This is a genomic window from Vibrio rotiferianus, assembly GCF_002214395.1.
Taxonomy (GTDB): Bacteria; Pseudomonadota; Gammaproteobacteria; order Enterobacterales; family Vibrionaceae; genus Vibrio; species Vibrio rotiferianus.
In genome coordinates, this window is the sequence record NZ_CP018311.1 from 1,541,016 (window position 1) to 1,564,803 (window position 23,788).

A 23,788-nucleotide genomic window follows, 5' to 3' on the forward strand; every position below is an offset into this window, starting at 1 on the left:
GCATAAAACGATTTTAGACGAACCCTTTGGGCAGCGTTTGTTGGTCATTTCTACTTCGTTATCGACTTCTCATGTAGGCTAACTACACATCAAATGTAGGCTAACTACACATCAAAGTCTCTGCCTAGCATAAATGCCCAACAATTCGCTGCAAAAATCAGCTCGAAAGATCAACAGACCCTAAGAATGTCCACCTATAAAATATGGGTGTAATTATTCAAAAATCCGAGTATCCTTGTCAGCCATCCGAAAGGGGTAAAAAACCTGCGGAGCTCAAGAAAATCAGCTCAGTACCTACATTTGATGTGCCTTGGTGTGAAGACACAAACTGAGCAGCTCAAAGCGAAAAGTATGAATGCAATTTTGATTGGGTTCGTATCAAAGCGGAAGTAACAAAAGAGGAAGTGGAATGTCAGGTCTTAGCGAGTCAGCGAAGTTAGTAAAAGAAGCGCTAGAGCAACGCGGTTTGGAAACGCCAATGCGTCCAAACAGCGTAAGTCGTGAAGAGAAGAAAGAGAAGATCGAACACCACATGCGTGAGATCTTAGGTCTACTTCAACTTGACCTTACCGACGATAGCCTAGAAGAAACCCCTCACCGCATTGCTAAGATGTACGTTGATGAAATCTTCTCTGGTCTGGATTACTCCAACTTTCCTAAAATCACTGTGATTGAGAACAAGATGAACGTGAGCGAAATGGTTCGCGTGAAGGACATCACAGTGACCAGTACCTGTGAACACCACCTTGTGACCATTGATGGCAAAGCTGCCGTAGCGTACATCCCGCGTGGTAAAATCATTGGTTTATCGAAGATCAACCGTATTGTTCGCTTCTTCGCGCAGCGTCCACAAGTACAAGAGCGTATGACTCAGCAAATCCTTGTTGCACTACAAACGTTGCTCGAGTCTGATGATGTCGCGGTGACGATTGACGCAACCCACTACTGCGTGAAATCTCGAGGTGTGATGGATGCAACTAGCGAAACGACAACAACAGCATTGGGCGGTATTTTCAAAAGCAACCCAGCGACACGTGCCGAGTTTCTCCACGGTTTACGTTAAGTAACTAAGCAAGTTTCTAAGAGGATGGCAAACGCCATCCTTTTTTGTATCTATCTGAAAGTCATAGATAAGACGGACTGGAGGCGACAAAAATCATTTATCGAACTTCGTATTGACAGTTATCTGAGTTACCCTTAATATCCGCGCCCAGCAAACGGTTGCGAGGGCTTTCTCTCTTATTTGATTTGCTTATCTGAATCTTCAAGTTCAGCTGATCTCGGTCAGTTGTCTTTCTTTTTTCTAATAATAGAAAGGCAACAATATTGAGATTTGGCATGACCACACAAACTACCATTCAATCTTCCATTCCGACCTCTATCCAATCCTCGGAAAATAGCTGGCAAAAGAAGGCAATTCTTAGCGTAGCGTTCCTAATGGCGACAACCTCTGTTGGTCCTGGCTTTTTAACTCAGACAGCGGTCTTCACCAACATCTACAAAATCGATATGGCATTCCCTGTATTTGCATCCATGTTTATCACGTTTGGTATCGTGATGAACTTGTGGCGCATCGTGGGTGTGTCTGGTATGCGCATTCAAGACATTGCCAACAAAGTCGCTCCGGGGATGGGCTATGTGGTGGGCATTCTGCTGGCACTTGGTGCGGTTGCGTTTAACTTCGGTAACGTCAGTGGTTCTGCGCTCGGTATTAATGTGCTAACGGGTGTGGATACGACTTGGGGAGCTCTCTTCACAGGCGTGGTCGGTTGTTTGTTGTTTGTGGTGCACAACGCTTCTAAGCGAATGGACCAAATGGCACGCTACCTCGGCTTGTTTATGATCATCTTAATTGCGTATGTCGCGATGACCAGTTTACCGCCAATGGGGGAGACCTTGAGCGCAGCGGTGATGCCGACAGATATTGGTAGCTTACTGCTGCCAACTTTAACCATTGTGGGTGGCGCAGTTGGTGGCTACTACACAGGCGCACAACGCTTGGTTGATATCGGTTTGCAAGGTAAAGACAACGTTCCTGCTATCAAAACCGCAGCTTGGGCAGGAATTTCTATTGCCGTGGTGATTCGCATCCTGTTGTTTATGGCAGTGTTCGGTGTGATTGCAACAGGCGCGACTTTGGATTCTACAAACCCAGCCGCAGACGCGTTCCTTCAAGGAGCTGGTGAAGTAGGTTACTTTATCTTTGGTTTGGTATTGTTTGTTGCTTCGATTACCTCGGTTGTGGGTAACTCGTACATGGCGATTTCCCTTATCAAAACACTCTTCCCAATCGTGGCTCGCAACGAGAAAGCGTGGTGTATTGGCTTCATTATCATCACGTCTCTTGGCACAGTGACCATGAACATGCCGATTCTACTGCTTATGCTGGCTGGCCTAGTTAACAGTATCATTCTGCCAATCGTTTTAGGTATGATGCTGGTGGCGACACGCAGAAAAGACATCGTTGGCGACTACAAACACCCGGCCTATTTAACGCTGACAGGCATTGCGATTGTGGTGGTAATGGCAGCGTCAAGCGTGACCAACACCAGCAACTTTATGGCAAAGTTCATCGGGTAACGTTGCTCGCTTAAGACAAAAGAAAACGACCTCGCAGTGAGGCCGTTTTTTTATGTTTGTTTTGAAGGCGTTCTTACCAGTTCTGGCCAGTACATTTTGACATAACCAGCAGACACCCAGACTACGAGCACAGTGGCAATGCTTAATTCAAGAAATCCAAAATCGTGCAACCAATGCCAATGGGGATGAGATTCGGCAAAAAAAGTGGTGAGACGATGCATAGCAATAGCACTAATTACGGAAGGGAAGGTCACGGCCGCAATAGACGGCTGGAACTTCAAACGCATTAACCGGAAGTAACACAGGTAAATCAGCAACGTCATGGTGATTGCGATGCCTGCCAATGCGCCTGTCAGAATCGGGTCGGGTTGAGCAAAGTTGACTAGGTAGGCTGCCAGAGAAAGGTTCACAGGAGCTGCCATGATCGCCAATGTTGGGCGAGCACGGCGCGGTAGGGAACCAAAGAACACCAAGCGATATAACACCAATGGCAACATGAAGAAGTAAATACCGATACACATCATAGCCAAAGTTTCTGAAAACACATTGTGTCCAAATTGAGAGCCTGCAAGAGAAGAGCTGATCAAGCCTACTGGGTACAAAAACCAACTTGGCACGATGTTCGACATCTTGAAGTTCATGATCTGAAAACCAAAGAACAACACCATCATAGTGAAGTGCAGTAACACAGCGATAAACCACAACGGGTATGCGATGATTGGTGTCACCACCGCAAGATAGTCACACAACATGAGTAAAGCCATGCTCATTGGCGCCATTAAGCTACCGCTCAGTGGGTGTTTGATGTCCGCCATAAACAGGCGAGGGCTAGTGGCGTATTTGAGCAGAACCGGAGTAAGAAGCACTGCTCCGAGTGCAGCAAGGAATGGTCTTATTGGTTCTCCAATCTCTGGAATGTACAAAGCCCAAGCTTGTCCAAGCCCTATCATGCCAAGTGCCAAAGCCGCTTGTGATGGCGGAACACTATAAAACTGCACAAGTCTTTTCCAGTTCAAAATGACTCCAGAAATGGGTTAACTACTCTAATTTGACGCGCGAATACTAACAAGTTTAACGTCTTCTTACCTTTAATTATGATAAGTAAAGTTCAGAGATTGGGAGTTTTGTGAGTTTGGTAGGGGATTTATGTAGAGAGTTGCAAAAAAGTAGAATTTCCGGCTCCAAATTTATCTTTGTGGTGAAAGATAAGTTGGAGCCGATGTTAACTTAAGCTTGGTTTTCAGGCAGGTCTTGTTGACGTAGCTTGTCATTTTTAAGCGTACGATGTAGCAGTTGGCTGTAAATCGGTTGCCCACCAAGTAACTGCGCCACAATTACCGCGCCTAAGCTGGTAATAATGAGTGGTAGGATCAAGTAGTAGTTATTGGTCATTTCGATAACTAGCAAGATACCCGTAATCGGTGCGCGTACCGTTGCCGCGAACAATGCCCCCATGCCTGCAATCGCGAAGACGCCAGGTTCGATGGTCAACGATGGTAGCAGCATGTCAGCACTGGCTCCGAATGCATAACCAAACAATGTGCCCAAAGCTAGCATTGGAGCGAAGATACCGCCTGGCGCACCAGAGCCGAAACAAAGCAGGGTGGTAATAACACGGCCAACAAACAGCATCACTAAAATTGATACAGAGTAATTGCCGTTAGTAATGTCCGGAATAAGACCGATGCCACCACCTGTTAGCTGAGGCACATACAGAAGAAGCAAACCAAACACGCCACCCAAAATCGTACCTGTGATTAAGTAACGTTTACGGTCGTTCTTGTGCAAAGCGACAAAACTGTCTTGGGCGATAGTGATCAGTTTATTGAAGAGTACACCAAATACACCAAACAAAGAGCCCAACAGAAGAAACAACCACAGTGACTGCAATTCTGGAGACTGGTATTGCGGCATGGTGATAACGGCTTCTTGACCATTGATCGCGCGGAATACAATGTTTGCCATAATAGCCGAGATGATCACTGCACGGATTGAAATCAAAGAGTAGCGAAATTGGGGACGCATCTCCTCAACCACAAACATGATACCTGCTAACGGCGCATTAAATGCAGCGGCCAAGCCTCCGGCAGCACCAGATGCCAATAGAGAGTGTCGAGTATCATCGTCCTTAACGCGGAAAATGTCGGTAACCATTCGACCAACGGCACCGCCCATTTGTACTGTCGGCCCCTCACGACCTAAAACCATACCCGAGCCTAGTGCTCCCATACCGCCAAAAAACTTTACGGGTATTACTCGCCACCAGCGAACCGGACGAATATTGTCCATTGCCCCTTCGATTTCTGGAATGCCTGAACCTGATGCTTCTGGAGCGAAACGGTGTACAAGGTAGTAACCGATGAAAGCTAATGCGCCACTGATCAAGATTGCGGCTAACCAAAGTGGAAGCACACTACCGATTTCGCTTTTAAGCCACTCAGTACGAGTTTCAGATACAAAGTGAACAGCAATTTCAAAGTAAGTACCGACGAGACCAGCTAAAGTACCAACGATGGCTGCCATGAAGAGAACGGAAAATGAAGTGGGTGTGGACCCTCGAGAGACAAACTGGTTAATCGCATCTTTCGGTACGTGCGCTAACACAGATTTCACAATTCTCTCGCGTTTGGTCATTAACAGATTCTCCTGATAGCATGATTTGGAAGGACGAAAGAAATTATACGCTCACGAGAGTCTAGACCTAATCAGTAAAGATGCAATTTAGCTTTCCACTATTGAGCAGTTCCAGTATCACCTACTCAAATATTGGTAAATATTGTGCTATCGATCCCATATATTTCGATATTTATTTATTTGGAAACTTGTTTTCTGAGAAAAATGAACCATGCTTTAAGTGTAAAGCAACATGACTGCTTCAAAGGAGGGATGTGAGGTTTTACACACAATTTGGATGGATTCAAACCCTACAGAAATTCCTCGTATTATGGTCGGGAAGCATCAGTAGAATTCCCAACTCGCATACTCACGATTGAGTCACGAGGCAGAGGCGCACGCACAAGTGCGCCTTTTTAATGTCCGCTCACAATAGCCGAACCCTCCGGGCAGCGTTTGTTGGACATTTCTACTGCGTTATCGACTTCTCATGTAGGCTCGCTACACAGCAAAGTCTCTTCCTTGTATAAACACCCAACAATTCGCTGCAAAAGTCAGCTCGAAAGGTCAACAAACCCTAAAAGATTCGTGCGGACTAGATGGTCCGCTTTTTTTGTATTAAAAACTCGACCTCTTTTCTTGCATCTTGAGCGATGCGCATTAACTATAGGGTTTTCAAGTTATCATCAAGGCCGTTAATGCCACGTATTCCTCTTTTTATACTTCTCTCTTTTGGCCTATTCGCCAAGATCGTACATGGTCAAGATTTATGGTGGCAAACCATCCTATCTGATGCCCCAATTTCTCAAGTTAAGCAAGTTATAGAGGATGGCGGTATTTGGTATGACTGTGAAGTGCATCAGCAAGGCGTGGCGTTCTGTTTGGATGATTTTCACTATTACCATCAACCTCTCTATGGTGAGGCGATTTTAACAGGAGAAGAAATTCGCTTTTCCTTTTTGACAGACTATCAGGTACAGAATTTAAATGAATTGATTCTCAATTTGAGAAAAGATGGGCTGGTACTAACACGAGTTGAGATTCAAGGTGACCGATATGATGTCAAAGAGCGTTTGAAGGACAATTTATCTCGTACGGTAGACAAAGAGCTTATTCTCTTTATCAACCGTTATTCGCAGAAAGCGCCACGCAGCATGAGTTGGGTTTTAGCTAACGAGTTTGATGCGCCAAAGCCAAGATTAACAGTTACATTGAACAGCGATGGCGAGATGATTGAGCTAAAGGTTATTCGTTTCTAAACCGAAGAAACTGCAGTTTTGTTTTCGTGGTGTAGAGCGAGAAACGTTGCCATAGCAGATTCATCCAAAAAACCATCTGACTTTTTATGTGCGCGCAGATACTGATAACCCGCAACCAATTTACGGTGTTGCGCTTCTTCTACCTCAGAAATCATTCCGTTCATCACATGTTGGTAGGCCAGTTTGTAAGCCTCCATATCTACGACTTCTGCTTGACGGTATAAGTAACCACAGCCAGTCGCTAGCCACTCTAGTGAACAGTTTGCGCGCATCGCGATTTGGTTAGCTTTGGTTAAGCTTGGTTCGCTTCCTTTAAGGTACTTTCGGATTAAAGCTTCGGATACCTCGACGCGTCGAGCGAAACCGCTGACACTTTCTTCACCAATCAGGGTGGCGAGTCGTTGGGCAAAAGACATATTTCGTACTCCAGTTCGAATTGCGAAAGTTTACCCGTTGAGTGAACGGTTAAACAAGTCTAGGATGAAATCAGATTAAGAAAAGGAGAGAAACCCATGGTTGCAAAAGTAGTGACTGCACCAAACGGTCCAGAGTTTTCTGAGCTGGTTCAAGGATATTGGCGTGCAGTAGATTGGGGTATGACGGCGCAAGAACGTTTGTCATTCCTAAAGCAACACATTGAGTTAGGTATTACGACGGTCGATCACGCTGACATCTACGGTAACTATGAATGTGAAGCGCTGTTTGGTGAAGCATTAGCACTGGACAAAAGCGTCCGTGAGCAAATTCAGATCGTGACCAAATGCGACATCAACTTGTGTGGCGATAAAACGCCAGAGCGTAAGATAAACCATTACGACACCAGTGCTGCGCATATCTACCAATCAGTAAATAACTCGCTTGAGCGTTTGAATGTTGATGAAATTGATGTGCTCTTGATTCACCGCCCTGACGTCCTGATGGATGCAGACGAAGTCGCAGAAGCATTTTCAGAGTTACATAAAGTCGGTAAGGTGAAACACTTTGGTGTATCTAACTTCACACCTCGTCAATTTGAACTTTTGCAATCGCGCTTGGGCAAACCACTTGTCACTAATCAAGTGGAAATCAATCCTCTGAACTTCGAAGTTGCGCATGACGGTACACTAGACCTGATGCAAACTTTACGTGTGCGCCCTATGGCTTGGTCATGTTTAGGTGGTGGTTCAATTTTTACGGGGGACACAGAGCAAGCCGTTCGTGTTCGTAATGAGTTAGAAACCATTCGTGAAGAAGTCGGTGCGAATAGTATTGATGAAGTGATTTACGCGTGGGTACGCCGATTACCTTCGAAGCCTATGCCTATTATCGGTTCTGGTAAGATCGAACGAGTTCACTCGGCAGTCAATGCGCTCAATATCGAATTAACGCGTGAACAGTGGTACCGCGTTTGGGTCGCTTCAAAAGGACATGGTGTGCCATAGGCTTCCCACTATCAAAAAGCCAGCGTTACGCTGGCTTTTTGATATGCACTTACTCATCCGGGCGGATAGAATATAAGTCGCTATTGTGCTTCCCGCAATCCAAATAGTATTCATGCGCAGCTTTTTTGTTGTCCGCTACCACTCTCATACTATGTATCTTTCCTTGTTCGAAGTAACGAATCTCATACTCAACACTGGTGTCCAGTTGCTCAGCAGCAGCCATGGTACTCCTCCATAAACTAACCTAATGTATTTTAAGCAATATATATGCCAAGTAAGCGCGTCATTTTCTGAAGCATTTCACTTAATTTTTGTATTTATATCTGATGATTATCGTACAACTGTGAACGAAACGTTAATTTAAAACTCTATACTTATATGTTGCGGCAAACAAATTTGCCGCTTTGCCGATTAATTGCCACTTAATCGTCAGTATAGAAGTTAAATTGGTAAAGAGAGAACATGGATGGTTTATAAGTATGCTAAGTACTAACAAAACACAGCTCAGGGTTATATTCGTTATTACTATCTGCACTTTGTTATTTGGATGCGCAAAAACCTTGTTTTATAAAAATATTGATTGGTTCGTAATCGACTACATTGATGATTATGTATCGCTAGACAGAGAACAAGAGGCAATACTTGAGGATAGGATCAACCGCTTGGCTGCGTGGCACAAAAATGAAGAATTACCCCGTTACATAGCGCACCTCAAAGAGTTAGAGTCTTGGAATAAGGACACTCTGTCTATTGATAAGCTCAAAACTAATAGAGAAGCTTTGAAAGAACATTACTCAAGAGTCGTAAACAAAGCGGCCCCGGACTTGTTTTCCCTCAGCTTATTGCTGACAGAAGACCAGCAACAGCAGTTTCTTAAAAATGTTAAGAAAAAATACCATGAAAAAGACGCAAAATACGCAGATAAAACGGAACAAGAAATCCGGAATATAATTTATGAATCAGCATTGGATGCGCTAGAAAACTGGATTGGAACCACGACGAATAAACAGAAACAAATAGCGAAAGTATTAGCCCAAAATGTTGAGCTTAACACCACGGATTGGAGAACATACCGAGCATCAATTTATACTGAGCTAGAGTTATTATTTCAAAGCCAACAAGATAGTTCTACTTATCAAAGAATGTTCATGAATCTTTTGTTTCAGCCAGAAAGCTATTACGGCGTAGAGATGAATAAGAAAATCGAGCGAAATATAGATAAGACTGATGACTTTACTCTAGCTATCGCTCAATCTATGACAGGCAAGCAATGGAAGCATTTCCACAATGAAATCAGAGAGTGGAGAGAGCTAGCAGAAGAGTTAATGCAATAGCGGTCTAGGTTTACCTTAAGACGTTATTCAATGAAAAACTGATTCAAAGCAATTTCTTATTGTGGCAGGGGCGTAACATGGCTCATCTAACTATATTGGATAGAACTCTCGCACAATCTAATGTGTATAGTGCAGTGTTCTTTTCCTAAAACGATGAGAATAATTATGAAGCATTTAGTTGATAGATTTCTTCGCTACGTCACGTTTGATACTCAATCTAATCCCCATGAATCAGCTTGCCCAAGTAGCTGCGGGCAACTGGTGTTTGCGCAGCAACTTAAAAAAGAAATGGTTGAGCTTGGCTTAAGCAATGTGACGCTCAGTGACAACGGTTACCTAATGGCAACGCTCCCTTCTAACGTCGATTACGAAGTGCCGGCTATCGGTTTTATTGCGCACATGGATACCGCTCCAGATGCTTCTGGTAAAAACGTGAACCCTCAATTTATCGAAGATTACCAAGGTGGTGATATCGCGCTTGGCTTGGGTGATGAAGTGCTTTCTCCAGTACAGTACCCAGATTTGCACGAGCTTCATGGTCACAACCTAATAACAACAGATGGCACAACACTGCTTGGCGCGGATAACAAAGCTGGCATTGCTGAGATCCTGTCTGCAGTTGCTGTGTTGATTGAGAACCCAGAAATTCCTCATGGTGATATCTGTATCGGCTTCACGCCTGACGAGGAAATCGGTCGTGGTGCAGACTTGTTTGATGTTGAGAAATTCGGTGCTAAATGGGCTTACACCATCGATGGTGGTCCTCAAGGTGAGTTAGAATACGAAAACTTCAATGCAACCAGTGCGGATGTTGTTTTTCATGGCGTAAGCGTGCACCCAGGCACTGCGAAAGGCAAATTGGTTAACGCGATGAACTTGGCGGCTAAATTCCAAGTACAAATGCCAGAAGATCAAACGCCAGAAACCACAGAAGGCTACGAAGGTTTCTTCCACCTAAAATCTGGTGAACTTGGTGTGGCTCGCAGTGAGCTAGGCTACATCATTCGTGACTTTGACCGCGAAGGTCTTGAAAATCGTAAAGCCTTCATGCAGAAGTTAGTCGATGATATGAATGCCGAGCTGAAGCATGGTTCAGTTGAGCTGAAGCTAACCGACAGCTACTACAACATGCGCGAAATGGTTGAGCCATACCCACATATCATCGACTTGGCGAAACAAGCGATGGAAGAATGTGATGTAGAGCCTCTGATTAAACCAATCCGTGGTGGTACTGATGGTGCTCGTTTGTCGTTTATGGGCCTACCTTGTCCGAACATCTTTACTGGCGGTTACAATTTCCACGGTATTCATGAGTTTATCTCTGTCGAAATGATGGAGAAATCGGTGCAAGTGATCGTTAAAATAGCGGAACTCACAGCGAAGAAGCACGGTTAGTTCTGAGTTAGATGAACAAAAGCCCAGACGTTATGTCTGGGCTTATTTATTTGGTTTGGCGGAATCCAGCAAACCTGACTAAGAAATTTATCAACTCCAAAAACGGATTAACGAACGCTTTTTTCTTCGATTTCATTGATAGGCAGCCAGTTCACTTCTACACCTGCTTGGTTGAACATGTCTTGGCTCACTTGAATCTTGTCGCCCCAGCGAGATAAGAAGTCTTCCGATTGCTCAGGGCAGCTTACGCGAGAAATACCTGTTTGAATGATCTTTGCGGCACAGTTTGGACAAGGGAAGTGCGTTACCCAAATCTCACAACCATCCAAATCACGTTTTGAGAATAAAATAGCATTTTCTTCCGCATGGAGTGTTTTCAGATATTTTAACTCTCTCTCATCTGTATCCACACTGTCAGAAACACCATGTGGATAGCCATTAAAGCCAACAGATACAATGCGGTTCTGCTTCGTAATTACCGCGCCAACTTGCGTAGATGGATCTTTACTCCAAGATGCCACTAACTCAGCCATTTGGTAAAAACGTTTCTCCCATTTAGAAATCATGCTTGTCCTCTTAGGTAGCAGGCGTTGAATTACTCGCATAATAACTCATTCATTTAAAAAAAGTAGTCAAAACGCCAATACAACAACTTGCTGCGTAAAGGCCAACTGAAAATGGCAGTAAATTAACCACATAATCTTCGTTTTGCAGTTGTTGCTGAAAAACAACGGGTCTTTACATGGTTGTAATATTTGTGGGCCTATTATCACTCTGATTGCGAGTCGTTTCATACCCTTACACTTTGCAACACTTTAGATTTTTCTTCTTAAAGTTTTCGGACAAAGTCACCTGTAAGGTTAGGGTATTTTCAAATGAATCCTGTTCTATAAAGACGGTATATACATGCAAAAGAAACCACTCGTCGCACTAATGGCGGCAACAGCTATCCTCGCGGGATGCGGAGAAGCAACCAACGCCCAGAAGGGGGGACAAGCTCCTCTTGTTGTGACTCAAGATGTCGCAATTATCGACTACCAACCGAGCAAGTCTTACATCGGTCGCATTGAAGCAGTAGAAGATACGAATATCACGGCACAAGTTTCCGGCTATCTTGAAGCGCGCCATTTTGATGAAGGTCAGATGGTTGAAAAAGGACAGTTGTTGTACTCCATCGAGCCTTCTTCTTTCGAAGCGCAAGTGGCAAGTGCAAAAGCAGCGTTAGCGCAGGCAAAAGCGGCGCTTAAGAAAGCAGAGCTCGACCACCAACGTGGTAAAAACTTGTTGCCACGTGGCAGTATTTCCCAATCTGAGTTCGATGCGTTGACGGCGACGTTACTTGGCGCGCGAGCAGAGCTTGAAGCGGCAAACGCTCAGCTTAAGCTTGCGGAAGTAAACCTTTCTTACACTCAAATTCGTGCCCCATTTAGCGGCCGAATCAGTGACAGTAAAGTGAGTACAGGTGATCTGCTTTCACCGTCTTCTGGCATTCTGACTACATTAGTGAGCCTAGACCCAGTGCATACCTCATTCAGCGTGAGTGAGCGTGAACGCTTAAATCTTGGTATGGATGGTATCAAGGGTGACGGAAGTGCAGAGTCGAGTGGTGTTGAGGTTCAACTTGAACTGGAAAACGGCGAGTACTTCGAACATCTAGGTCAATTGGACTTTTTAGGTAACCGAATTAATACGCAAACCGGTACGATCGCGATGCGCGCATTGGTACCAAACCCAGATCAAAAGCTGCTTCCCGGTCAGCACATCAAAGTAAACCTTCGTGACAAGGACGCGAAAGACGTGATTGTCATTCCTCGTCGCGCAGTGCAAACGGATCTTGAAGGTGACTTCGTCATGGTGATGACGGAAGGCAACGTAGCAGAACGTCGTAACGTAGAGCTTGGACCACAAGTCGAGCAGGGCATCATCATCAAAGAAGGTTTAAATAAGGGCGACACAGTGATTACCCAAGGTCTGCAACGTGTGCGTAACGGTGTAGAAGTACGTATTCAATCACCTGCTGAAAACAAACAGTAGGAGGCGGTATGTTAAGTCGTTTCTTTATTCAAAGACCCAAATTCGCGCTGGTTATTTCGATCATATTGACGTTGGCAGGTGCCATCTCATTAGCGATCTTGCCTGTTGCTGAATACCCTAAAATCAGTCCACCATCAGTGAGCGTGACCGCATTCTATACGGGTGCAAGTGCTGAGGTTGTGGAGCAGGCGATAGCCGACCCAATAGAAACCTCAGTGAACGGCGTTGAAAACATGATTTACATGTCTTCAAAGAGCGCAAATGATGGTTCTTACAGCCTAAACGTAACCTTCGATGTGGGCACTGACCCAGATATGGCGCAGGTTAACGTGCAAAACCGTGTATCACAGATTGAGTCTAAACTGCCTCAAGAAGTGCGCATGGTTGGTGTAACGGTGAAAAAGCGTTCTCCTGACTTGTTGATGGTTTTGAACTTCTACTCACCTGATGGTAAGTACGATGACAAGTTCCTTATCAACTACATCAACTTGAACGTAAAAGACCAGCTGGCGCGTGTTAAAGGCATCAGTGAAGTAAACGTAATCGGCGGTGGTGAATACGCAATGCGTGTTTGGTTAGATCCTGAAAAAATGGCTAACCTGAATCTCACAACAACCGATGTTTACGCGGCACTGGCTGAGCAGAACGTGCAGGTGGCAGCCGGTCGTATCGGAGCTGCGCCATACAATAATCCTCAAGAAGTTCAGTTTAACTTGGTGACCAAAGGTCGTCTTGAGAGCGTGAGCGAGTTTGAGGATGTGGTACTTCGTGCAAATCCAGATGGCTCTACGGTATACCTAAAAGACGTCGCTCGTGTTGAGCTTGGTAAGAAGTTCTACGATGGTAATGGTAAGTTCCGTGGTCAAGACGCGTCGATCGTTGCTCTGTCACTTCAATCGGATGCAAACGCATTGGAAAGCGGTCAAGCGGTCATGGACTTGCTTGAGCGCCTAAGCACTAACTTCCCTGAAGGCATGGCTTACGAGACCAGTTACGATACCACGGTGTTCGTTGCTGAATCGATCAAGGGCGTAGTGAAGACGTTGATTGAAGCGATCTTATTGGTAATCGCAGTAACTTACCTGTTCCTAGGTAGTGCGCGGGCAACCTTGATTCCTGTTGTTGCGATTCCGGTATCGCTTATCGGTACATTCGCCATTATGCAGGCAACAGGCTTTACTATAAACACGGTAACTCTGTTTGGTTTGATCCTTGCTATCGGTATCGTGGTAGATGACGCGATTCTGGTTATCGAAAACGTCGATACCACTATGGCGAAAGACCCAACCATTTCACCACGCAAAGCCACTTTGCTGGCGATGAAAGAAGTAACGGGTCCAATCATTACCTCGACCTTGGTTCTATTGGCGGTATTCCTACCAGTAGCTATGCTTCCGGGTATTACTGGCATCATGTATCGTCAGTTCGCATTGACGATCTGTATCTCGGTAGTGATCTCTTCTATTAATGCATTAACGCTGTCTCCAGCACTATGTTCGTTGGTATTGAAGCAGGGTGGTGGTAACACGGCAAACTGGTTCCAAGCGTTCAACCGTGGTCTAGAGCGTGTAACAGCGCGCTACGGTCAAATCGCTGGCTTCTTGGTTAAGAAGTCTATGTTGCTGATTGCTTTCTTCTTCGTCGCGGTTGCAGCAGTAACGTTCTTTGCGAAAACAACGTCTACGGCGTTTGTTCCTCAAGAAGATAAAGGCATCTTGTTGGTGAACGTGCAACTTCCAGATTCAGCGTCATTGTCTCGTACCGAGGAAGTGACGAATGAACTGATGAAGATGGTTGAGCAAGAGCCGGGTGTTGATGGCGTGACGGTTGCGAATGGTTACTCATTCATGACTGGTGCCGCAGCATCAAACGGTGCGTCTCTGTTCATTAAACTGCATGATTGGGATACGCGTAACTCGCTTGACGGTGAACACGCTGCTAACGCGATTGCCAACCGCATCAACGGCCGTGCTGCGATGGAACTCCCTCAAGCGGTAGTATTCGCGATGGGGCCTCCGGCAGTTCCGGGCATGGGTGCAGCCTCAGGCTTTGAATTTGTACTGGAGGACACGCTAGGTCGTAGCCGTACTGATTTGTCGATGGTAATGGGGGAAATGATTCAGGCTGCTAACCAAGCGCCAGAAATTGCATACACCTTCAGTACCTTCCGTGCAAACGTGCCGCATTACTATGTCGATATTGACCGTGAGAAAGCGCAACAGTTAGGTATTCCACTGTCGTCTATTTTCCAAACATTACAAGGTAATCTTGGCTCACTGTACGTGAACGACTTCACCATGTTTGGTAAAAACTTCCGTGTAACCATGCAAGCGGATAGCCAACATCGCAGCAGCATGGAAGATCTAGAGCGTTTCCATGTGCGTTCTTCGAGCGGCGATATGGTGCCACTGAGTACGCTAGTGAGCTACGAGCAGGTGTTTGAGCCAGATGTTGCATGGCGTTATAACATGTACCGCAGTGCCATCATTCAAGGTCAGCCTGCACCGGGTTATTCAAGTGGTGACGCGATTGCAGCAATGGAACGTGTCGCGGCGGAAGTATTGCCACAAGGTTACACTTACGAGTGGACGGGTATGGCTTACCAAGAAGTATTGGCAGGTAACCAAGCGATTTACGCGTTCGCATTGGCATTGATCTTTATCTACTTGTTCATGGTGGCGCAGTATGAGAGTTGGAGTATTCCTTTGGCGATCATTCTGGTGGTGCCAGTGGCGACGTTAGGTTCCTTCCTCGCATTGAACTTAACCGGAACGCCGCTTAACTTGTACGCTCAGATCGGTCTCGTCCTGCTCATAGCGCTCGCGGCGAAGAACGCAATCCTAATTGTGGAATTCGCCAAGCAAGAGCGTGAAGAGAAAGATGTGGATATCGACAGCGCCGCAGTACAAGGTGGTAAGCTTCGTTTCCGTGCGGTGAACATGACATCATGGTCGTTCATCTTGGGTATCTTCCCATTGATCTTTGCAGCCGGTGCGGGTCACGTAAGTCAGAACTCGTTAGGTATTTCCCTAATTGGCGGTCTGTTGTGTGTGCTTCTGGCGGGTACTTTCCTGATCCCAGGCTTCTACGCACTGGTACAGAGAAAACGCGAGAAAATCCACGGTGGCAACACTAAGCTCGTCCCTTTAGATGATGAATAAGAACTGAGTTATCTCAGATAGAAAAAAGCCCGAAGCATTTGAGTGCATCGGGCTTTTTGTTTTGCTTAAGATTATTCCAATATTGGAAAGGCTGAGTTAAGCATTGCGAGTTTTAAACTCAGCTACTGCGGCATCCATGTCATGGGCTTGTGCAGAGACACTGTCTACTTCTTGCAAGCACTCTTGGGCTGAACGCATATTATTGTCAGAGATAACATTCAGTTCAGTGATTGACTCACTCACTTGGTTCATCACAATCCCTTGCTCTTCAATTGCCGAAGCGATTCGCTCTGAATTCGCTTGAATCGAATGCATGTCGGTGATGATTTGTTGCAGGCTTGAGTCTAGTTGCTCCGATGCATGCAAAGTTTGTTGCCCTTGGTCATTACATTGATCTATGTCTGCAACCACTGTCGACATCTGAGACTGAATATCAGAAACCACTCTTGTGATTTCTTCAGTCGATTGGTGTGTACGGCTTGCAAGGGCGCGTACTTCATCAGCTACGACAGCGAATCCTCGTCCTTGTTCTCCAGCACGGGCAGCCTCGATAGCAGCGTTTAGAGCAAGTAGGTTAGTTTGTTCTGCAATTTCTTGAATGATATTTACGGCGCCACCAATTTTATCAACATGACTGTTCAGAGAAGCAATAGACTGCTGGCTGTTAGACAGAATTCCGGTTAGCTGACCAACATTTGTTACGGTTGACTCAACGACTTCGCGTCCGCTTTCTGCATTGTTTGAAGCTTGGTGAACGCCTTCGACAGCAACAGATGTACTCTGAGAGATTTCACCGATCGTAGCGACCATTTGTTGTACAGCTGTCGCCATTGAAGACGTATGGTCAGCTTGATTGTGGAACTGTTCAATAACGCCTTCAAGCTCGCGATGCATGTTATCCGTGCTGGATGAAAGAACGCCCGATTTTTCTTGTGTTCCTTTAATCAAAACCTCTAACTTATCTAACAAGTCATTAAGGTGATGACTAATTGATACCAGCTCGTCCTTTCCTTCTAGCGTAGAACGAATCCCCATGTCGTTGGTTTCACTGATAGACTTGATGGTGGTAAGTAAGGTTGCAACACGAGAGTTAATGGAGCGAGAAATTTGCAGTATGATCAATGCAATCATCGCTAAGATAACAACGCTTGTTCCTTGCTTTATTAGCGTCATCTGAGCTTCACGGTCTGAATAAGCTTTCGTTAAAGCACTAGAGAAATTCTTGAACTGCTCTTCAACTGCGTGAGAGGCTGAGCGAGTTTCACCAAGCAAGCCCTTGTTGTATGAAACCCCAATCAGTTGTCTTTGGCTTGCAACGGCTTGAGCGGCGCTAAGAAGCTCTGCGTTATCGATACCCGATACTAATGATGTATCGACTTCACCAGCTTGAACCAATTGGTCAAATTTGAGAAGAGATAAAAGTTGCTCATTGGTTGCATATTTCTCTGCATTTTCAAGGGCATGTGAATAGGAAGCCAATAAGCCTTGCTCGTTGTTTAGGCCAAGCTTCTTAAAAGCAGATACTAAGATTTGAAAATCTTTCTGATAGGTAAGCAAGTCTTGCTTAAATTGTTGGCTAGAAGGGAGTTGATGAGATTGCAAAATATGAGCGAGCTCATTTTCCACAATGACAAACTGCTCGACGTTTTGGTCAAACTTGCCAAGATATTTGGCATTACTTCTTAATAGAAAGTCCTTTTCATTGCGACGTAAGTTTAAGAGTCTGATTTCTAAGTCGCCCACTAGCTTAATGGCGTGGTTAAGTTCTTTGCTTTGTTCAGCAAAATGTGACGAGGTGCCTAAGAGGGTAATGATACCTAAAATAGCGATGATGCCCAATGAATAGAGCTTTTGCCTAATAGTCATAATGTTAATCCTGAATAATTGACTAAAAATCGAGACCTATGCTGGTCTTTAAATGTAATGGCTCTAGCTTTTGACGTTTTAGAATGACACCTTTTTTCGGTGTTCTTTTTTGACCGCATGTTTGGTTTTATTATCTAAGCGGCGTCGTTGTGAAGCTCTTGTTGGCTTAGTCGATATTCGCTTCTTTTGTTGATGACTCGCAGATTGAATCAGGGCAGCTAATCTATTTAGTGCATCTTCTCGATTCTGCTCTTGTGTCCGGTACGTTTGCGCTTTAATTACCACCACTCCTTCCTTTGATATTCTACTGTCAGGCATAGCGAGTAAGCGATCTTTGTAGAACTGGGGAAGCGTGGAATGATGTACGTCAAAGCGTAAATGTATCGCGGACGATACCTTATTAACGTTTTGACCGCCAGAACCTTGAGCTCTTATGGGAGCAAGTTGGATTTCCCAGTCTTGAATTGTGACGGAGTTCGAAATTTTGAGCATATTTGATAAATGCCAATAGGGGTTACTGCGATGACTGATAAATTACCATATTGAAATGTAAAAGTAGAAGAATAGCGATGAACACGATTGATTTAAGCCCCTACAAAGGCCTGATTTTTGATATGGACGGCACCTTAATTGATACCATGCCGGCGCATTTAGCGGCTTGGCAAGCAACGGCAGATCGTTTTAACTTTCCATTCCACCAAGATTGGCTTCACAGTTTAGGGGGAATGCCAAGTTTCAAAATTGTCGGTGAAGTGAACCGCCAGCATGGTTTATCTCTCGATCCTAAAGTTGTGTCGCGTTTTAAAATGGACACGTTTGCTGAAATGGAACAACACGGTGAAATCATTTCATGCACGAATATCGTTTTGGATGAGCATCTTGGCCATAAGAAAATTGCAGTAGGTACAGGTAGCCAACGTGAAAGTGCACTGCGTCTATTAGCTAAAGCAGGCATCTTGAAGAAGCTTAACGCTGTGGTAACCGCGACAGACGTAGAAAATCATAAGCCTTTCCCCGACACTTTTCTAATGGCCGCAGATCAGCTTGGCTTAGGAGCAGAAGAGTGTGTGGTATTCGAAGATACGGAGTTAGGTAAAAAAGCAGCTCACGCAGCAGGGATGGATTGTGTGATGGTCGAAGGAGAAGGACTAAAGTTCTACCCTAAGCCTTAACCCTTGTTATTCGAGATATAAAAACAGCGGCACATAGCCGCTGTTTTATTATTTAGGTACGTTCCGCTAAATAGGCATCGTAATCAGGGACTTCCACTTCTACTTCTTGATTAAGTAGTGGAGACTCAAACAAGAACTTTGCTGTTGCTCTGTTGGTTGCAACAGGGATGTTCCAGACACTTGCAATACGCAGGAGTGCTTTTACATCTGGGTCATGTGGTACAGCATTAAGTGGATCCCAGAAGAAAATAAGCATATCGATTTTCCCTTCTGAGATCAGAGCGCCAAGCTGTTGGTCTCCTCCCATTGGGCCACTGATCATGCTTTTGATTGCAAGGCCAGTTTCTTTACTTAACATATGGCCTGTTGTGCCAGTCGCGTAGAGAAAATGTCCCTGTAACTTCTCTTTGTTCTGTTTCACCCAGCGTAGAAGTTCAGGTTTGTAGTTGTCATGTGCAACCAATGCAATATGCTTGTGGGTAGGCATGGTGCGAATCGTTTTTTGCATCAAGTTATTTCCGTTATCGATTTTATTCTGTGTAATTTGTTGTTACTTATAGAACACGTTTTTCGATCTTCATTCAACCGCTTTAACGCTGAATGTCGGCCTATACTCTGACGGAGATAACGATTCTTCAATTGTTTCGTCATGAAGGGTCTTTGGGGTCAGTGCTTTTATCTTAGGGCTAGCTTGTTTTTCGTACGATTGGTTTCGTAAATAGCTTGCAGCTTGAATCAAAGATAAACGGCCTTGCTCGACCATCTTGTCGGTAGGAGCGAACAATACTTTATCTCGAAGTAGCCCTCTATAGACACCATGACTCAAATAAACAGACACTAAACCAATTTCATCTGTCTTTTGTGCACTACGTAACTCACTAATTGCAGCCTCAATAGCCACTGCACTTCCAACAATGTAGTCAATGTCACCCATGTCAATAACACGTTGAACAATGTTTCGCTGTAGTTCTTTATCGTTGTCAGCCCAGAAGCTATCAACAACATGGATGTCGCTACCCTTAATGGCGTCATAGAAACCCTCGGTAACGGGCTTTGTGCCTCCGCGAGTTTTTGGGCCTAATAACAAAGCGATATTGGTTTGACCGCTACCCTTAGGATGACGCTGAGCTAAGAATTTCCCGGATTTGTAACCCATCCAATACCAGTCAACCCCAACAACACCTTTTAAAAGTTTGCTTTGCTCATTATCTAGCTTGAGTTCGTTGACTGTTGCAAATACGGGAGTGTTACCTACCCATGATTTTAGGTTGTGTTCGTAAGCTTGCGGATCGACAGTACCCAGAATAATAGCGTCTGCTCCCCATTGGGTGCATAAGGCTAGTTGTTGTTCCTGGCGAGACTTATTTGGATAACCGCCTGCCTCAAGTACACGTAAGTCGACACCGAGTTTTTCCGCTTCGGAAACCATTCCATAGTTTACTGATAGCCAGTATGAGTCCTTTAAATGTGGATAAATGGCACATATTTTTTCAGCTGCGAACGTTGGCACTGAAGCGAAAAGTGACAGTGTTAAGGCAGAATGTCCGAAAATTGTGCGAATTAAGCGCTGATTTATAACCATGAAATGAAGTTCGTTGGCATAGATTAAGTAAACACTGCAAAATATAACGTAAACTAACGCCGAACACGAACATTAAGGTAAGGAATATATGTTGCTAGCAACAGCGAGCATCGGTCGCAAGTTACTTTTGTCTTTTATTGCGATGGCGATGTTGGTGATGGCATCTGCGTTAATTGGGGTGTCAGGGTTTTCTTTGGTAGCCAAAACTGAAAGGAATGTCGTAGATGCCGCTATCCCTGCAATGATTGAGGCTCGTCAGGTTTCTGAGCTGAGTACGCGTATCATTTCTTCTGTTCAAATGCTTTCTAATGCACAAAATGAAAAAGAGCGTAAAGAAGCAGGAAAGGTGCTTTTTGAGCAGCTCGAATCACTACTTTCCCATATTAAAGAGCTGGGAGGGGAGTCGTTCGACGCGGGGCTTTTAGAAAAGTTAGAGACGAATGTTCAAAATGTCATCAATAACTTGGCAGATCTTGGTGTCTCGGTAGAACGCAAGCTTTGGCTCGCTAAGGAAATAGAAACTCGTGTTGAGGAAATGCGCTTATTGAGTGAGGAGTTAGAACAACTAACACGTACCCAAGTGCAAAATACAAGCACGATTGCAGTAGCGAATGTCACCCATATTTACGACTTGCTAGAAGCAAATAAGAAACAACAAGTTTATCAAGCGTTAGATGCTTTGGTAGAAGTGGATCTAGACCTCTCTGAACGTTTGCACGAGTTACATTTGTTGGCTTTTAAAATGCTCAACCAGATTGAAGAAGCCCGCACGCTAACAAATATGGATCGTATTCAGCAAGTTCAGCATGCATTTGAAGATAACCTGAAGATAATGAAGCGTCGCGTACTTGCTGTTGAAGACCCGACTCGTTCGAAGCAAATGGCCCAGCTTCTAACTGAACTGGGTAAGCGTCAGGTTGTGTTCACCATATTAATGCAACAATATGAAAATAATGACCAATCTCAGCAGTTAATGCACAAAACGTTGGAGTTATTCTCAGAACTAAACAGCACAGTTAACAAATTGGTGGATGACTCAAATCAAACTACTACTGTTGCGGTTGATCAGCTCACTAGCACACTGAAGTTTGCTCAGTGGTCGCTTACTGTTATTTCTATCGTTGGCCTTATTATCGTGGTGCTTATCTTATGGCGAGTCGTTTATGTCTCGGTCGTAAAACGTTTGGCTGAATACTCTGCGGCACTGTTGTCTGTCGCTCAAGGGAATCTGGCTGTAGAGTTAGAGGTTAAAGGGAAGGATGAACTTGCTCATATGGGGCAGGCGATTATTACGGCAAGAAATACAGCACAAGCTTTAAAAGTCGTCGCTGAAGGTGAAGCGAAAGCAAAACGTGATTTAGAGGAACATAAGGAGCACCTTGAAGAGCTAGTTGAAGATCGCACCTCTCAGTTGAAACAAGCGAACCGACGTCTGAATGAAGAAGTGCTAAATCATGCTGAAGCCCGCAAGCAAGCTGAGCAAGCAAGTCGAGCAAAATCGGCGTTCTTAGCCACAATGAGTCATGAAATTCGCACACCTATGAACGGTGTGTTAGGAACGGCTCGATTGTTGATTGATTCGGGTTTGAATCCTATTCAGAAACGTTATGCCGAAATCATCAACCGCAGTGGTAAAACGCTGCTGGCGATTTTGAATGACGTACTGGATTACTCGAAAATTGAAGCTGGGCATTTGGAGATCCGCAGTTTAGGTTTCGATTTACATCAAATGATTGAAGACACCTTCCAGTTAATGAACGGCAAGGCTCAAGAGAAGAAGCTTCTTTTCTCTTACCACATTGAGAGCGATGTAGGCCGTTACTGGAAGGGAGATGTAACTCGCATTAACCAAGTTCTAAGCAATTTAGTCGGTAATGCGATTAAGTTCACCGAAGAAGGCGAGATTGATATTTACGTCAGCTTAAATCCTGAAGATGAATCCCAAGTTCTGTTTGAAGTCTCTGATTCAGGGATAGGTATAGCGAAGAAAGATCAGAAGACACTGTTCGATGCTTTCACTCAAGCTGAGGGTGGCTTGAATCAAACGGGTGGTACAGGTTTAGGTTTGGCGATCAGTCGTCGGATTATTCAAGCGATGGGTGGCTGCTTGGATGTAGACTCTGATGAAGGGCAAGGCAGTAGGTTTTGGTTCTCTATTCCATTAGAAGAAAGTGAACCTGTAGAAACCGTGTCTATCGCAAGTGCGCGCTGTAAAGTCCGCGCGAAAGTACTCGTTGTAGAAGATAATCCGGTCAATCGTGTCGTTGCTGAAGGGTTCTTAGAGAGCATGGGGCACGAAGTTATGATGGCAGAGACTGGCTTAGACGCAGAACAGATCATTGATAAGCATGATTTTGACATTGCATTAGTCGATATCAACTTGCCAGATTGCAACGGTGCTGATTTAATCCACCGCCTTAAACGTATTGAGAGAAACAAACCAGCCGACAAAGCGTTGGTGCCAACTCCAATGGTGGCCGTTTCTGCTCATGTTTTTGCAGAAGAAGTAGAAAGCTATTTGGCAGCGGGCTTTGATGGCTACTTACCTAAACCCATGGAAAAAGAAGCGCTTGCGGCACTGATTCAAGATATGCTGGAAGGTAGACAACTCTTACTTCCTCAAAATTGCGTGGCTCAACAAGAGCAGAACACAACGACAGAAAATAATGAAAAAACGGTCCTTGATGACCCAATAGCAGAGGAGCCAGCGATGGTTATCATTAACCCTAACGTGATTCAGTCTGATATGAAGATTTTGGGCAGAGAGAAAATGCTGCACATTATCGATCTGTTTAGACAAACGAGCGCGGATGTATTGAGCCAACTTGAGACCTCTGATAAAAATGGTGACAGCCGAGCGGTAAAAGATCTTGCTCACAAGCTCAAAGGCAGCGCGGGTAGCTTAGGCTTGACGGCGTTGATGAATACTTGTCAAGTTATCGAGATTGCACCAGAGCCGTTAGAAGCGTACGCAAAGACTAGTGACGCGTTGAAGCAGCAAATTAATGATTCAGTCATCGCTCTTGATGAGCTTATGGTGGACTAACTTCGGGTTCCTAGCTCAATAGCGAAAGTACAACAGCATTCAACTGGTATGTACTCAAGCGCCTTAGGGTTACTTGAGTAGATAAACAAAAACCTCCGGCTCAATCCGGAGGTTTTTTCTATTTGGTCAAATTATCATCCCACTCAAACCGAGTGTCTATGGCGTATGGATAATCGTCCAACGGATGCTCCACTTTGCCACGTAAGTATTCGAGTTGGTGCTCAAGCATATTGACCGTATCGTAGTCTCCCTCTGAGCAGGCAACGTAAATTTGTTGCTCGAGAGCGGCAATGTTATCTCGGATACTCATGAGAACCCCCTTAAA

At 44.8% G+C, this 23,788-nt stretch carries 20 protein-coding genes; 10 read left to right on the forward strand and 10 right to left on the reverse strand.

What is annotated here, in order from left to right; all coding sequences use genetic code 11:
• Positions 1-409: 409 nt before the first annotated feature.
• Positions 410-1,063, forward strand: coding sequence for a GTP cyclohydrolase I FolE (gene folE, locus BSZ04_RS07260; RefSeq protein WP_071236493.1), 654 nt, complete (start codon positions 410-412; stop codon positions 1,061-1,063).
• A 275-nt stretch (positions 1,064-1,338) separates the two neighbouring features.
• A complete protein-coding gene (locus tag BSZ04_RS07270) occupies positions 1,339-2,580 on the forward strand; it encodes an NRAMP family divalent metal transporter (RefSeq protein ID WP_088880003.1) in 1,242 nt (413 codons plus the stop codon).
• Positions 2,581-2,630: 50 nt separating this feature from the next.
• Here BSZ04_RS07270 and BSZ04_RS07275 read toward each other — a convergent pair whose 3' ends face one another.
• A complete protein-coding gene (locus tag BSZ04_RS07275) occupies positions 2,631-3,596 on the reverse strand; it encodes a TDT family transporter (protein ID WP_086026610.1) in 966 nt (321 codons plus the stop codon).
• Positions 3,597-3,807: 211 nt separating this feature from the next.
• The gene (clcA, locus tag BSZ04_RS07280; RefSeq protein WP_010452523.1) at positions 3,808-5,214 is read right to left on the reverse strand and encodes a H(+)/Cl(-) exchange transporter ClcA; all 1,407 of its coding nucleotides are present in this window, start codon (positions 5,212-5,214) and stop codon (positions 3,808-3,810) included.
• A gap of 677 nt (positions 5,215-5,891) precedes the next feature.
• Here clcA and BSZ04_RS07290 point away from each other — a divergent pair.
• The gene (locus BSZ04_RS07290) at positions 5,892-6,452 is read left to right on the forward strand and encodes a hypothetical protein (protein WP_088880005.1); all 561 of its coding nucleotides are present in this window, start codon (positions 5,892-5,894) and stop codon (positions 6,450-6,452) included.
• Here the strand turns inward: BSZ04_RS07290 and BSZ04_RS07295 are convergent.
• Positions 6,449-6,868 (reverse strand): hypothetical protein, encoded by a 420-nt coding sequence (locus tag BSZ04_RS07295; RefSeq protein ID WP_038882952.1) that lies wholly within the window; start codon positions 6,866-6,868, stop codon positions 6,449-6,451. The two genes, BSZ04_RS07290 and BSZ04_RS07295, sit on opposite strands and share 4 nt — an antisense overlap.
• Before the next feature lie 96 nt (positions 6,869-6,964).
• Here BSZ04_RS07295 and BSZ04_RS07300 point away from each other — a divergent pair, with 96 nt between their 5' ends.
• The gene (locus BSZ04_RS07300) at positions 6,965-7,873 is read left to right on the forward strand and encodes an aldo/keto reductase (protein ID WP_038882953.1); all 909 of its coding nucleotides are present in this window, start codon (positions 6,965-6,967) and stop codon (positions 7,871-7,873) included.
• Between the two features lie 49 nt (positions 7,874-7,922).
• On the opposite strand, the gene BSZ04_RS07305 is transcribed toward BSZ04_RS07300, so the two are convergent.
• Positions 7,923-8,096 carry a hypothetical protein gene (locus BSZ04_RS07305; RefSeq protein WP_010452514.1) on the reverse strand — a complete coding sequence of 58 codons (174 nt, stop codon included), beginning with the start codon at positions 8,094-8,096 and terminating at the stop codon, positions 7,923-7,925.
• 256 nt (positions 8,097-8,352) lie between these two features.
• Between BSZ04_RS07305 and BSZ04_RS07310 the strand changes: the two genes are divergently transcribed.
• Entirely contained in the window at positions 8,353-9,207 is an 855-nt protein-coding gene (locus tag BSZ04_RS07310; RefSeq protein WP_088880006.1) for a DUF6279 family lipoprotein, read from the forward strand.
• 165 nt (positions 9,208-9,372) lie between these two features.
• On the forward strand, positions 9,373-10,602 hold the full coding sequence (gene pepT / locus BSZ04_RS07315) for a peptidase T (RefSeq protein WP_088880007.1): 1,230 nt from the start codon (positions 9,373-9,375) through the stop codon (positions 10,600-10,602).
• A 107-nt stretch (positions 10,603-10,709) separates the two neighbouring features.
• Here pepT and BSZ04_RS07320 read toward each other — a convergent pair whose 3' ends face one another.
• Positions 10,710-11,168 (reverse strand): dCMP deaminase family protein, encoded by a 459-nt coding sequence (locus BSZ04_RS07320; RefSeq protein WP_010452507.1) that lies wholly within the window; start codon positions 11,166-11,168, stop codon positions 10,710-10,712.
• A gap of 340 nt (positions 11,169-11,508) precedes the next feature.
• On the opposite strand from BSZ04_RS07320, the gene vmeY reads away from it, so the two are divergent.
• On the forward strand, positions 11,509-12,636 hold the full coding sequence (gene vmeY, locus BSZ04_RS07325; RefSeq protein WP_088880008.1) for a multidrug efflux RND transporter periplasmic adaptor subunit VmeY: 1,128 nt from the start codon (positions 11,509-11,511) through the stop codon (positions 12,634-12,636).
• Positions 12,637-12,644: 8 nt separating this feature from the next.
• Positions 12,645-15,797 carry a multidrug efflux RND transporter permease subunit VmeZ gene (gene vmeZ / locus BSZ04_RS07330; protein WP_010452503.1) on the forward strand — a complete coding sequence of 1,051 codons (3,153 nt, stop codon included), beginning with the start codon at positions 12,645-12,647 and terminating at the stop codon, positions 15,795-15,797.
• 96 nt (positions 15,798-15,893) lie between these two features.
• Here vmeZ and BSZ04_RS07335 read toward each other — a convergent pair whose 3' ends face one another.
• Positions 15,894-17,663, reverse strand: coding sequence for a methyl-accepting chemotaxis protein (locus BSZ04_RS07335; RefSeq protein ID WP_088880009.1), 1,770 nt, complete (start codon positions 17,661-17,663; stop codon positions 15,894-15,896).
• Between the two features lie 78 nt (positions 17,664-17,741).
• Positions 17,742-18,155, reverse strand: a complete 414-nt coding sequence (arfB, locus tag BSZ04_RS07340) for an alternative ribosome rescue aminoacyl-tRNA hydrolase ArfB (protein ID WP_088880010.1) — start codon at positions 18,153-18,155, stop codon at positions 17,742-17,744.
• Between the two features lie 77 nt (positions 18,156-18,232).
• Here arfB and BSZ04_RS07345 point away from each other — a divergent pair, with 77 nt between their 5' ends.
• Positions 18,233-18,835, forward strand: a complete 603-nt coding sequence (locus BSZ04_RS07345) for a beta-phosphoglucomutase family hydrolase (RefSeq protein ID WP_088880011.1) — start codon at positions 18,233-18,235, stop codon at positions 18,833-18,835.
• 52 nt (positions 18,836-18,887) lie between these two features.
• On the opposite strand, the gene BSZ04_RS07350 is transcribed toward BSZ04_RS07345, so the two are convergent.
• Together BSZ04_RS07350 and torT are read right to left on the reverse strand one after the other, a co-directional pair.
• Positions 18,888-19,343, reverse strand: a complete 456-nt coding sequence (locus BSZ04_RS07350) for a methylglyoxal synthase (RefSeq protein WP_010452347.1) — start codon at positions 19,341-19,343, stop codon at positions 18,888-18,890.
• A 69-nt stretch (positions 19,344-19,412) separates the two neighbouring features.
• Complete coding sequence (gene torT / locus BSZ04_RS07355; RefSeq protein ID WP_088880012.1) at positions 19,413-20,417, reverse strand: TMAO reductase system periplasmic protein TorT; 1,005 nt, start codon at positions 20,415-20,417, stop codon at positions 19,413-19,415.
• An 88-nt stretch (positions 20,418-20,505) separates the two neighbouring features.
• Here torT and torS point away from each other — a divergent pair, with 88 nt between their 5' ends.
• Entirely contained in the window at positions 20,506-23,463 is a 2,958-nt protein-coding gene (gene torS, locus BSZ04_RS07360) for a TMAO reductase system sensor histidine kinase/response regulator TorS (protein WP_088880013.1), read from the forward strand.
• Between the two features lie 118 nt (positions 23,464-23,581).
• Here the strand turns inward: torS and BSZ04_RS07365 are convergent, their stop codons facing one another.
• Positions 23,582-23,773: a hypothetical protein gene (locus tag BSZ04_RS07365; RefSeq protein ID WP_088880014.1), complete on the reverse strand. Its 192-nt coding sequence runs from the start codon at positions 23,771-23,773 to the stop codon at positions 23,582-23,584.
• Positions 23,774-23,788 lie beyond the last annotated feature (15 nt).